This is a genomic window from bacterium, from assembly GCA_037128595.1.
GTDB lineage: Bacteria > Verrucomicrobiota > Kiritimatiellia > CAIKKV01 > CAITUY01 > JAABPW01.
The window spans coordinates 145,554-158,058 of sequence record JBAXWB010000007.1 but is presented as its reverse complement, the minus strand read 5'-3'; the positions used below and the strand labels follow the sequence as shown (position 1 = coordinate 158,058).

Annotated in this window: 12 protein-coding genes; 10 read left to right on the top strand and 2 right to left on the bottom strand. The window is 51.4% G+C overall.

Annotated features, from left to right (window positions below):
* Positions 1–99 precede the first annotated feature (99 nt).
* The 9 genes from WCS52_06085 (at position 100) to WCS52_06045 (ending at position 10,526) form a co-directional block, all read left to right on the top strand.
* Positions 100–678 (top strand): peptidylprolyl isomerase, encoded by a 579-nt coding sequence (locus WCS52_06085; GenBank protein MEI6166744.1) that lies wholly within the window; start codon positions 100–102, stop codon positions 676–678.
* Between the two features lie 38 nt (positions 679–716).
* The gene (locus tag WCS52_06080) at positions 717–917 is read left to right on the top strand and encodes a hypothetical protein (protein ID MEI6166743.1); all 201 of its coding nucleotides are present in this window, start codon (positions 717–719) and stop codon (positions 915–917) included.
* An 82-nt stretch (positions 918–999) separates the two neighbouring features.
* A complete protein-coding gene (locus tag WCS52_06075) occupies positions 1,000–3,534 on the top strand; it encodes a DEAD/DEAH box helicase family protein (protein MEI6166742.1) in 2,535 nt (844 codons plus the stop codon).
* A 49-nt stretch (positions 3,535–3,583) separates the two neighbouring features.
* Positions 3,584–3,940: a four helix bundle protein gene (locus tag WCS52_06070; GenBank protein MEI6166741.1), complete on the top strand. Its 357-nt coding sequence runs from the start codon at positions 3,584–3,586 to the stop codon at positions 3,938–3,940.
* Positions 3,941–3,990: 50 nt separating this feature from the next.
* The gene (locus WCS52_06065; protein ID MEI6166740.1) at positions 3,991–6,522 is read left to right on the top strand and encodes an N-6 DNA methylase; all 2,532 of its coding nucleotides are present in this window, start codon (positions 3,991–3,993) and stop codon (positions 6,520–6,522) included.
* Between the two features lie 3 nt (positions 6,523–6,525).
* On the top strand, positions 6,526–7,431 hold the full coding sequence (locus tag WCS52_06060; protein ID MEI6166739.1) for an ABC-three component system protein: 906 nt from the start codon (positions 6,526–6,528) through the stop codon (positions 7,429–7,431).
* Positions 7,428–7,673, top strand: a complete 246-nt coding sequence (locus WCS52_06055) for an ABC-three component system middle component 6 (GenBank protein ID MEI6166738.1) — start codon at positions 7,428–7,430, stop codon at positions 7,671–7,673. The genes WCS52_06060 and WCS52_06055 overlap by 4 nt, the downstream gene beginning before the upstream one ends.
* The gene (locus tag WCS52_06050) at positions 7,670–9,391 is read left to right on the top strand and encodes an ABC-three component system protein (protein ID MEI6166737.1); all 1,722 of its coding nucleotides are present in this window, start codon (positions 7,670–7,672) and stop codon (positions 9,389–9,391) included. The genes WCS52_06055 and WCS52_06050 overlap by 4 nt, the downstream gene beginning before the upstream one ends.
* 46 nt (positions 9,392–9,437) lie before the next feature.
* On the top strand, positions 9,438–10,526 hold the full coding sequence (locus WCS52_06045) for a DUF2235 domain-containing protein (protein ID MEI6166736.1): 1,089 nt from the start codon (positions 9,438–9,440) through the stop codon (positions 10,524–10,526).
* Between the two features lie 57 nt (positions 10,527–10,583).
* Here WCS52_06045 and WCS52_06040 read toward each other — a convergent pair whose 3' ends face one another.
* Together WCS52_06040 and WCS52_06035 are read right to left on the bottom strand one after the other, a co-directional pair.
* Positions 10,584–11,015, bottom strand: a complete 432-nt coding sequence (locus WCS52_06040; GenBank protein ID MEI6166735.1) for a DUF5615 family PIN-like protein — start codon at positions 11,013–11,015, stop codon at positions 10,584–10,586.
* On the bottom strand, positions 10,972–11,673 hold the full coding sequence (locus WCS52_06035; protein ID MEI6166734.1) for a DUF433 domain-containing protein: 702 nt from the start codon (positions 11,671–11,673) through the stop codon (positions 10,972–10,974). Before WCS52_06035 ends, WCS52_06040 begins: the two co-directional genes overlap by 44 nt.
* Positions 11,674–11,855: 182 nt before the next feature.
* Between WCS52_06035 and WCS52_06030 the strand changes: the two genes are divergently transcribed.
* Positions 11,856–12,485, top strand: coding sequence for a four helix bundle suffix domain-containing protein (locus WCS52_06030; protein ID MEI6166733.1), 630 nt, complete (start codon positions 11,856–11,858; stop codon positions 12,483–12,485).
* Positions 12,486–12,505 lie beyond the last annotated feature (20 nt).

The following is a 12,505-nucleotide window of genomic DNA, read 5'->3' as shown; positions in this document are numbered from 1 at the left end:
GCACTATAGCAATAAAGGAATCGGGCTGGCAATGCGGCGATATTGACCGGCAGCGCAGGCTGTAATACCATAAGCGGCGTTTAGGTTAAGGAGTCAGTTATGAAACTATCAATGATGGCGTTAACAACAATGCTGCTCGCGGGGTCCGTGAGTGCAGGAGAGACAAATATGACGACGAATGTGACAGCGAATACAGTGGTGGTGATGGCGACGTCCGAGGGCGATATCGAGATCGAACTGTTTGCGGACAAGGCCCCGGTGTCGGTCAGTAATTTCCTGGCCTATGTGGATGCGGCCTTTTATGACAACACGGTCTTTCACCGCGTGATCCCCAATTTCATGATCCAGGGTGGCGGTTTCGAAGCCAATATGAGCCAGAAGAGCACCAAGGCGCCGATCAAGAATGAGGCTAAGAACGGGCTCAAGAATGATCGCGGCACCCTGGCCATGGCCCGCACGGCGGTGGTGGACAGCGCGACCTCGCAGTTCTTCATCAATGTGGCCAATAACGACTTCCTCAATAACGGCAGCCGTGATTTCGGATATGCGGTGTTCGCCAAGGTGACGGCCGGTATGGACGTGGTGGATAAGATCGCCGCCGTCAAGACGACCAACAAGAATGGCATGGGCGATGTCCCCGCCACTGCGGTCATGATCAAGTCCGTGAAGCGGAAATAAAAAAGACAGAATCCAGAAGTCAGGATTCAGGAGTCAGAATGGGGAGTGAGATCACTTCCTGGATTCTGGGTTCTGAATCCTTTTTTTTTGTCAAAGGAATGACTCACGACCTGTTCCTGGAGGCGGGTGTCTTTCTGATATCCGTTAAAGTGGTGGCCATGGCCTATAAGAACAGTGTCGAGGTGAAGCAGTTGAATGCGAAACTGGACCGGGTCCTGGCGGTGCTCGAAAAGAAATAACCGGACCGGTGAAGTCATCGCTCTTGCCTTCCCGGTGGCCTTTTGACACTCTCGAAAACATATCTGTGGAATAGGGAAACGAATGGCTGATAAAGAAGCAACCGCCCGTATCAAGATCAATAAACTGCTCGAAGCCGCCGGCTGGCGTTTCTTTGCAGACGACGCCGGCCCCGCCAACATTCAGCTTGAACCCAGCGTGGTGCTTAAGGCGCATGACCTTGATGCGTTGGGTAATAACTTCGAGAAGGCCGGGAAAGGGTTCATCGACTTTCTCCTGCTCAATGCCAAAGGCTTCCCTTTCCTCGTGCTGGAGGCCAAGGCCGAAAACAAGGACCCGCTGGTCGGCAAAGAACAGGCGCGTAAGTATGCGAAGTCGCAAAACTGCCGCTTTGTCATCCTCTCCAATGGCAATCTGCATTATTTCTGGGATCTCGAACGCGGAAATCCCTGCCTCATCACATCTTTCCCTACGCCGGATTCCGTTGCCGGCTACCAGCAGGTTAAGCCCAATCCGGAACAACTGGGCGAGGATCAGGTCGGTGCGGACTATATCGTCCTGACCCAGTGCCCCAACTACCAATCCGAGGCGGCCTGGAAAAATGAAGCCGAGCGGCCCGGCTATATCCAGGTCAATAAACTCCGCTTTCTGCGTCCTTACCAGTTGAACGCCATCCATGCCTTACAGCGGGCCGTAAAAGAAGGGAAGGACCGGTTTCTTTTCGAGATGGCCACGGGGACCGGCAAGACCTTGACGGCCGCTGCGGTGATCAAGTTATTCTTGCGGTCCGGCAACGCCCGGCGTGTGCTGTTTCTGGTGGACCGTCTTGAGTTGGAAACCCAGGCCCAGAAAGCATTCGATGCCCAGCTTTCGGCCGACTTCAAGACCGTCATTTACAAGGAAAACCGGGACGACTGGCGTCATGCGGAAATTGTAGTGACCACTGTGCAGTCCCTGTTGTTCAATAACAAATATCAGAAGCTTTTCTCGCCGACGGATTTCGACCTGGTGATCTCTGACGAAGCTCACCGCTCCATTGGCGGCAATGCCCGCGCGGTGTTTGATTATTTTATCGGGTATAAACTGGGGTTGACGGCCACCCCCCGTGACTACCTCAAGCGGTTTGATCATGCCAAGGCCTCCACGCGTGACCCGCGTGAAGCCGAGCGCCGACTGTTGTTGGATACGTACCGCACTTTCGGGTGCGAAAACAGCCAGCCCACTTACCGCTACTCCCTGCTTGATGGCGTCAAGGAGGGGTATTTGATTAATCCCACGGTGGTGGATGCCCGCACCGAAATCACCACCGAACTTCTTTCCGAAGAGGGATTTGTCGTTACCTTTAAGGATGATGCCGGGGAAGACCAGGAGGAGGCCTATAAACAGCGCGAGTTTGAAAAGCGGTTTTTTGCCGATTCCACCAATCAGTTGTTTTGCAAGACGTTCATCGAAAATGCTCTTCGTGATCCTGTCAGCGGTGAGATTGGCAAGTCGATTATCTTTGCGGTCAGCCAGAACCATGCGGCCAAATTGACGCAAATCCTGAACCAGATGGCCGACCGCATGTTCCCCGGCAAATACCAGTCGGATTTTGCCGTGCAGGTGACCTCTCAGGTGGATGGAGCCCAGCAGCACACCATCAACTTCACCAACAACAAATTGCTGGGTTCCGCCAACTTCATTCCGGCCTACAAGACCAGTAAGGCCCGGGTCTGTGTGACTGTGGGCATGATGACCACCGGTTATGATTGTCCGGATATCCTGAACCTCGGACTGTTCCGTCCCATTTTCTCGCCTACTGATTTCATTCAGATCAAGGGACGCGGCACCCGTAAGCACAACTTTCTGGAACAGGTCTTTGATCCGGCCATCAAGGAGGGGGTGACAAAGCCCCAGAAGAGCGCCTATAAACTTTTCGATTTTTTTGCCAACTGCGAATACTTCGAACAGGAGTTCAAGTATGACGAGGTGCTGAAGTTACCCAAGCCGAAAGGTAAAGGTGGGGAGGGGCCCAACCCACCGCCCCCACCTGGTGGTATTTATGATCATAAAGGTGCGGACATCATCGCCTCGGTCAAGGAGGCGACCATTGGCTATGAGGGGATGAAAATCGACCGGATGTTCTTTGAGAAATTCGAGGATGCCGTACGCGATAACAAGACCATTGCCGCCGCCATTGAGGCGGGTCAGTGGGACCGAGTCATTGACTATGTCAACCGCGAGGTTTTTGACAAACCCCGGGAATATTACACCCTGGACAAACTGCGCAAAGCGGCCGCAGTGGACCGGCGCCTCACCTTGCGGGAGATCCTGGAGAAAATCTTCGGTCTCATTCCCAGTTTCAAATCCAAGGACGAGTTGCTGGAGGAGGAATTCGCCAAATTTGTGGCCGACACCAAGCCCGAAGAAGCCGAGGCCATCCCGGCAATTAAAACTTACTTCAAGGCCTACATCACCGACGGCCGTGTCCGCCACATCATTGACGAAAAAGAATACGCCGATCTTGCCACGAATCCTGCTTTCTCAACAAAAGACTTCAAGGCCGTTCCCGCGAAATACCGGACACTGATCCCGGAATATATTAAAGACTACGTGTCACTGAACCAATTTGCGGCTTAAAGTGATTTTTGATTTCTGAATGCGGATTTCTGATTAGGAGAAAATGCTCATGAACGAGGCAGAACTGAAGCAACGGACGAAGGTTTTTGCATTGAGAGTGCTGAAACTCGTCGATGCGTTGCCGAAAACCACTGCAGGTCGAGCCATCGGAAATCAACTTGTGCGCAGTGGTACCTCTGTAGGTGCCAATTATCGTGCCTCATGCCGAAGCCGTTCTAAAGCAGAGTTTGTCGCCAAGATTGGCGTCGTTGCCGAGGAAGCCGATGAAAGTTCCCTTTGGATGGAATTAATTATGGAAGGTGGGCTTCTTCCCGCAGGGAAGGTTGCGCAACTACATCAAGAAGCCGGGGAACTCACCGCTATATTTGTCGCATCTGGCCGTACCGCCAAACAAAACAATCAATAATTTTCACAATACGTGCCATACAATCAGAAATCCTCAATCAGAAATCCAAAATGCTAGATACTGACACCAAACGCCGCATCGACTCCGCTCGTGACATTCTTGTTGGCAAAGTGCCTGATCCCAAATCCCAGGTTGAGCAGATCACCATTGCGCTGATCTATAAATTCATGGATGACATGGATGCCGAATCCGAGGAGCTTGGGGGAAAGCGCAAGTTTTTCACCAAGGAGTTCGCCCGCTACGGCTGGGCCAAACTCATGGCGCCCTCACTTGGTGGGCACGAGATGCTTGGCCTCTACGGTGAAGGCATTTCCAGGATGCCGGAGAATCCCGGCATCCCGCCGCTCTTTCGCGATATCTTCAAAAACGCCTATCTCCCGTACCGTGACCCCGAGACGCTCAAGTCTTTCCTCAAGATCGTTAACGAGTTCAGCTATGACCATAGCGAAAAGCTGGGCGACGCCTTTGAGTATCTGCTTTCCGTGTTGGGCAGTCAGGGCGATGCTGGGCAGTTCCGGACTCCACGCCATATCATCGACTTCATGGTAGAGGTGCTCGCGCCGAAGAAAAGCGAGAGCATCCTTGATCCCGCCTGCGGTACCGCCGGTTTCCTCATCTCTGCCTATAAGCATATTCTTCGCAACAACACCGACGCCAAGGGCCACAGCAAATTGACGCCTGACGACAAAGGGCGCCTCGCCAAGAATTTCAAGGGCTATGACATCTCGCCCGACATGGTACGCCTCTCCCTGGTGAACCTTTATCTTCATGGCTTTACCGATCCCCACATTTACGAATACGACACCCTTACCTCCGAAGAGCGCTGGAACGATTTTTCCGATGTCATTCTGGCCAACCCGCCCTTCATGTCACCCAAAGGCGGGATCAAGCCCCATAAGCGCTTCTCCATCCAGGCCAAGCGCAGTGAAGTCCTGTTTGTGGATTACATGGCCGAGCATCTTACGCCTACCGGCCGCGCCGCCATCATTGTGCCAGAGGGAATCATCTTCCAGAGCCAGACCGCCTACAAAGAACTACGCAAGATGCTGGTGGATACCAGCCTGGTCGCCGTCATCTCCCTGCCAGCGGGCTGTTTCAATCCCTACTCAGGAGTGAAGACCAGTATTCTCATTCTCGACAAATCCCTGGCCCGGCAATGCCAGACCATCGCCTTTTTCAAAGTTGAAAACGACGGTTTCGGCCTCGGGGCTCAGCGCCGCGCCTTCAATAAAAATGACCTTCCGCAAGTGCAGGGTGAATTGGAGTCCTACCTTCAAGCAATCCGAGCCAAGCAGCGAGTCGAGAGCATAGCCATCACCACGGGACTCATCGTTCCAAAAGAAAAGATAGGCGCCAATGGCGACTACAACCTCAGTGGAGAGCGGTATAGCGAGCAAACACGGATGCTTCAGGGAAAATGGCCAACCGTTTCACTTGGAGAAATATGCACTTTTATGACTGGGGGAACACCAACCTCAACCCTCGCGGAATATTACGAGAATGGGTCCGTTCCATGGTTGGTATCGGGTGATATTCATGGGTTTGAGATTTGGGATTGCGAGAAGCGCATTACCCGGAAGGCAGTGGAGAACTCGAATGCCCGAATCTTACCAAAGGACAGTGTTTTAATCGCGCTTAATGGGCAGGGGAAAACGCGCGGGACAGTTGCATTGCTGCGTATGGAAGGTGCTACTTGTAACCAATCTCTCGTTGCTATTACCCCGGCGCAACCACCCCGAGCAGTCGTAGAGTTTGTCTTTTGGGTGCTTCGCTCGATGTATGCAGAAATTCGGGCATTAACGGGAGACAATGAACGAAGCGGTTTAAATATGCCGATCTTGAGGTCGATTCAAATCCCCCTTCCGCCATTAGAGATACAGAAGGAGATCGTGACAGAGATCGAGGGTTACCAGAAAGTCATCGATGGTGCCCGCGCCGTCCTCGATAACTACTGCCCCCACATCACTATTGACCCCGGGTGGCCGATGGTGGAGTTGGGGGAGGTGTGTGAGGCCATAATGACCGGTCCATTCGGAACTGCTCTACACCAAAGTGATTACGTCGCGGATGGAATACCTGTCATCAATCCGCAAAACATAGTCGATGGAGCTATAAGCACTGATGGTGTAAAGATGGTGTCCGCTGCCACCAGAGACCGCCTAAAAGAATTCACTGTCCAGGGGAATGACATTGTTATCGGTAGGCGAGGTGAAATGGGAAGGTGTGCAGTGGTCTCTGCGGACATGGCTGGCTGGCTTTGCGGTACTGGGAGTTTTGTCATTCGTTTAAAAAGCAAGTGCCTCCCTCGATTCGCTTTCTTCCAAATTGCATCTCAAAAGGTTAGGGCATATCTCGAAGAACAAGCCATTGGCGTCACAATGAAGAACTTAAACCAAGGCATTCTGTCTTCCGTTCAAATTCCCCTCCCGCCCCTCGCCACGCAGAAAGCGATCATTGCGGAGATCGAAGCCGAGCAAGCGCTGGTAGCGGCGAACCGCGAACTGATCGTCCGATTTGAGAAGAAGATCCAGACGACGTTGGGGCGGGTGTGGGGAGAAGAAATAGCAAACACGGAGGGTTAAAACATGGACCGCCTACAAAAAGCATTTTATGAGCAAGGTTTCGAGATTGCCTTTCTCCGGGCGAAGGGTAACGAATTTCAGTCACTTTTCGAAAGATTGATGGGCTTGGCTTACAAGGCTGATTTTATGGCTTGTCGGCCATGGGGGAATCAGGGAGACCGTAAGAACGATGGTTTTCTGAAATCAGAAAGAAGATTATTTCAAGTATATGCGCCAAACGAGATGGAGGCATCCAAGGCAATTTCGAAAATTACCGAGGATTTTGAGGGGGCCAAAGCCTACTGGGGTAAACATTTTGATAAATGGGTTTTCGCGCACAACGCAACTGGGGGAATTCCTCCGCATGTTCAAAAGTTTGTGCTCGACTTTGAAGTAGCCAATTCAGGTATTACGCTGGAAACATGGGGTTTAGAGGAATTTCGCCTCGTATTTCGTAGATTGTCACACGACGACCTCCAGTCTTGGTTTGGACCTGTTCCTTCAGAAGAGACCAAGACTCATTTGGGTTTTAAAGATTTACAAGTTGTGTTAGAAACCATCGCAAAACGACCAGTGCTGACAGCACTTGCGGTGAGGGAAGTGCCCATGGGGAAGATCGAAGCTAATGCATTGTCTATAAGCGTCACCGATTTATTGAAGGTTGGTATCACCAAGGCATTGTTAGTCGAAACTTTCTTCAGCAAGTGGCATGACGAAACGTTAGGGGAGCGCATCGCTGAATCATTCAAGGCCAAATATCAAGAACTCCGGACTAAATTTAGCCCAAATGAGGTTTTTTTTGAGCTACAATCATGGGCTGGAGGTGGCCACCGCGGCACGCCAGAGCATGAACTGGCAGTCTTGACGGTGATTGCTTATTATTTTGAGAGGTGTGATATTTTTGAAGAACCTAAAACTCTTGAGTTATGATCCTGCCATCGAAACATCTTTCTCAAGACCGCGCGCTTCTCTCGATAGGGGCTCGGATCTTGCATCACTTGCCACAGCCGAAAACGATGTCCGCATTATGGGAAGAATTGCCGCGAAGGGACATCGGGCGGAATATTGTGCCACCCTTGCGCTATGACAGCTTTGTTCTTGCTCTTGACCTTCTTTTTCTCATTGGTGCAATTGACCTTCAAAATGGGCTTTTATCCCGGAGAACACCATGATTCATAGCATTTCTAGCAGCCTCACAACTTTTAAGAATCTTGAATTCACCCATGGACTAAATGTCTTGATTGCTCAGAAGGAGTCGGGTGCAACCGAAAAGCAAACCCGGAACCGGGCAGGTAAAACAAGCTTGATTGAGATTATTCATTTTCTCACGGGTTCTGAGGCTGGGAAAGATTCACTTTTCCGAGGGGAAGCGGTTGCCGGTGAAATGTTCGGCATTGATCTCGATCTTGGTGTAGATCGAGCAGCGGTGAAGCGCTGTGGAAAGGAGAAATCAAAAATTTTTGTTGAGGGCGGTGCTTTTCTAAATGGGAAAACAAGCCTGTCCAATTCTGAGTGGGTTCAGGCGCTTGGGGAAAAGATGTTCGGATTGAAGGCTATATCCGAAATGGAGGGACGCGTCCCAACCTTTAGATCACTTTTTGCATACTTCGTCCGGCGTCAACATAGCGGGGCATTCATGACACCTGAGAAGCAGGCTGCCATGCAACAGGCCGGAGACTATCAGGTGGCTCTGTTGTTTTTGCTTGGTCTAGATTGGAAAATCGCGAGCGACTGGCAGAAAGTGCGCGACCGAGAAAAAACGCTTGCCGCACTTAAGAAGGCCGCCGGAGCTGGCGCCTTCGGGAGCATCATTGGCAAGGCTGCCGACCTTCGAACGCAACTGACAGTTGCTGAATCTCGACTGATCGATTTGCAGTCTCAAATTACTGCCTTTCGCGTGTTGCCACAATATGAACTACTTGAAGCAGAAGCGGATCAGATTACGAAACAAATTAAGACCATATCCAACGTCAACATCATAGACACTGCGGCAATCCATGACCTTGAGAGTGCTATGAAAGGAGAGGCGCCGCCATCACAGATCGAGATTGAAAGTATTTATGCTGAAGCGGGGGTCGCCTTGCCGGGACTAACTGTCAAACGCTACGAGGAAGTACGATGTTTCCATGAGTCGATAATCCGTAACCGACGCGATTACCTATCAGGGGAATTAGGCGCAGCCAAAGAGCGAATGGCCTCCCGAGGCGTGGAGAAGCGACGCCTCGATCAGCGTCGAGCCGAAGTTATGAGCGTGTTGGATAGTCACGGGGCTTTGGAGCAGTTTGCAAAACTGCAAGGTGAAGCAGGCCGTCTTGAATCGGAGGTGGCATCGTTACGCCAACGCTTTGAGTCTGCCGAGCAGTTGGAAGGCACCAAAAACGAGCTTGAAATTGAACGAAATCACCTAGCAATACGCCTGCGTCGGGATTTTTCAGAACAAAAGGGTCGTTTGGCAGAGGCAATTCTCGCTTTCGAAGAGACGTCAAAACGCCTTTATGAGTCAGCCGGCAGTATGACTATCGAGGAAACCTCCAACGGGCCCGTTTTTCAATTTCCCATGCAGGGCGCGCGTAGTAGGGGTATAAAGAACATGCAGATATTCTGTTTTGATATGATGCTTATGCGCCTTTGTGCGAAGCGTGGGATTGGCCCCGGTTTTTTGGTGCATGACAGCCACCTTTTTGATGGGGTGGATGGACGACAAGTTGTCAGTGCGTTGAAGGTGGGGGCGGAAACTGCTCGGGAGCTTAGATTCCAATATATTGTCACAATGAACGAAGATGATGCTTACAAAGAGAAGACGGATGGGTTTGACCTACGAGAACATGTTTTACCTGTCGTCCTGACCGATGCAAAGGAAGATGGCGGACTATTCGGCCGTCGTTTCTAGGGGGTGCAAGGGCATGTAGGCAGTGAATCAGAATTATGGGGTAAAAGTGAAAAGACTCATTCTTTGTTGTGACGGCACCTGGAATAAGCCCGACCAGGAAGATGATAATGGCGTTCCTTGCCCCTCTAATGTCGTAAAAATTGCCTATCGAGTGGCCAAGCGGGATGGCGATATTCCTCAGATCATCTATTACGATCAGGGGGTTGGGACGGGGAATTCGGTCGATAGGGCGACAGGTGGGGCTTTTGGCGAAGGGTTGGAGGCCAATATTCATGATGCCTATCGGTTTCTGGTGGCCAATTATGAGCCTGGGGATGAGATTTTTCTGTTTGGGTTTAGTCGCGGGGCCTTTACCGCTCGCAGTATTGCCGGGATGATTCGCAAATGTGGCATTCTCAAGCGTGAATTTGTTCAGCATTACCGGGACGCAATTGATTTGTACAGGAAGATGGACGTCCATCCCGACGATGAGCAGCCGCTTAAATTCAGGACGGACTTTTCCATTTGTGGTGCCGAAAATATTCCCATTAAGTTTATTGGGGTTTGGGATACGGTGGGTGCGCTTGGTATACCGTTACGGGGATTGCGGTATCTTACCCGGCATGATTTTCAGTTCCACGACACGGAATTAAGTAAGACGGTTGAATCTGCTTACCACGCCCTAGCCATTGATGAGCATCGCGCCCCATTCGCCCCGTCAATATGGGACTATGTGCCGAAACCGGGGCAGACAGTTGAACAAGTCTGGTTTTGTGGTGCGCATAGTGATATCGGCGGCGGGTATCCGGCCTCGGAATGTGGACATTCGGATATTGCCCTGGGATGGATGATTGAGAAGGCACGCGGAGCCGGATTGGTCTTTGATGAAGGTGTAATTCAAACCCATTTGATCCATCCTGATCCTCTCGCCAAACTGCATAACTCCAAAACCGGCGTCTATTGGCCCACCTTCGGTATAGATCGTGCCATCGGCCAGCCTTCAGGCCCTGCCGAATCGCGTAAAACGGCCCCCTCAATTGATCCAACCCAGTCTTTGCATGCCAGTGTCTTGTCGCGGTGGGATGGCGATCCGAAATACCGGCCGAAGGCGCTGATGAATTACTTCAAGTTAATTGAAGACAAACGCGGAATTTAGCGGACTAGATTATCTCAACCTGGTGGAAGCGACATTCTGCAATGCGTAACGGGACTGTTACGAGTGTAACTCGATTTTCCCGGATGCGGCTACCTTGGCTGCAAAGGGCCGTTGGTGGGTACTCACAAATTTATTAATGTGGGGCCAGGCTGCTAACAAAAGCTCAACTATTTGCGCGGCCGTCTTATTCCCTGCTGATGTGATGACAAATGCACCCACTCCACCTGCAAGAAGTCTTTCTTTGACCCCTGGATGATACCGGAAATGATGGTCGCGGGTGATAAAGTACAGGTCTCCCTTTTGCGCCAATGCTTCCAGCACCGCTTCATCTGTCGCTCCCCTGGGAACGAATTCAGTTAAGGGGATTGCAGGAATACCTTGTTGCTGCAGTCCTTCCAGAATGGATTTTCCGGCCAAGGTTTCGTCAAGAACCAGTCGGAAAGCGTCAGGCGGCTTGCTGGTCGATTGCGCAGCGGAGTGCTTCTTCAATGAGTCTCATCTCCAAGTCATAGTCTTTTGAGAGGTCAGTCAGGCCTTCCCCCGCTTTATAGCGCTCCAAAATTGTGGCGGTTGCAATGCGTGTTCCCCGGATCACTGGGCGTCCGAATGCAACGGCAGGATCCATGATGATATCGGTTTGAGAATCACGCAAAGGATCCGAAAGGGTGAAGGGGCAAAAACTGATAGGAATGCCTTTGGCGTCACGTTCGATCCGGCGCAGGTAGCGCTCCATGACATCCCGAATTACCACTTGGCCTTTCTCGGAAGCACTAATGATTTGATTTAAATGGCGAAAGAAAACATTAAGTCCGTCTGTCTCGATCTGGAGTTCTGCCAGAGGATGTTCTGAACCCGTTTCCTGCTGGAGCCAAAGGACGGCATCCCTGATTTTAGGCAGGGGAACTTGATGAGTCCTCCTCAATGCCACCAGAACGTGACTTTCGATCAAGTTGATAAAACTTAAGGCATCCGCGCGGTTAGGTTGTTCGACCTTGATTACTGGCTGGTATTTTTGGCCATCTTTGGTGGCGTGTGAACGCCCCATAACCCATGTGCGAAGCGTGCTCAAGTTGCCATGCGTGTACATTGCTACTTCGGGCAGTCGGTAAAGGGGCGTGTAGCGAATATCTGTGTGTTTGTCTGGCATGCTGAAGGTTTGTCTCCCTGTAATGTTCTGAAACAATAGTACGAAGCTGAGTAAGTTGCAATACCGCAACAACACCGCTCTGCTCCAACATTCGCTGATAGAAAAATCGTTACTGGCGCAGATAGACGAAACTCGGCTGGTGCTGTCATATTACCTGCTTAATAAGCAGGAGTTGATGAATAATGGCCGAGCCGCTCATACCTGTGCATGGAGGCTACCGGAAGCTCAAAAGCTTTCAGGTCGCTCAATTGGCTTTCGATATCACCGTGCGTTTTTGCGACCGATTCATTGACCGGCGAAGTCGTACCCATGACCAGATGGTCCAGGCGGCGCGGTCCGGGGTCCAGAATATTGCCGAAGGGAGCCAGGCTTCGGGAACTTCCAAAAAGACCGAACTGAAACTTACGAATGTGGCCCGTGCCAGTTTGGAAGAACTCCGCCTCGATTACGAAGATTTCCTTCGCCAGAGAAGCATGCCGATCTGGAAGCGCGAGGATCCTCGCCGACAAAACCTGATTGATCGCCGTTGCGTGACCGCGGATGATGTGGCTGTCTGGGTGCGGGATAATCGGGGGAGTGGACTGGGTGGACCAAGTGGACAAAACCCATATCCTGAACTTGCGGCCAATGCGGCGCTGGTTTTGCTGGCGGTTGCCTGCAGTTTGCTTGATCGCCAAATTGCATCTCAAGCCTCTGCTTTTGAGGCCGAAGGCGGTTTCACTGAACGCCTCTACCGGATCCGCTCCGAGAAACGTTCGCCACGTCCTTGGTCAACCCCGTCAGCAAAGTCCACTGTGTCCACGAAGATTTGATACCTCGCTATTTGCTTGTG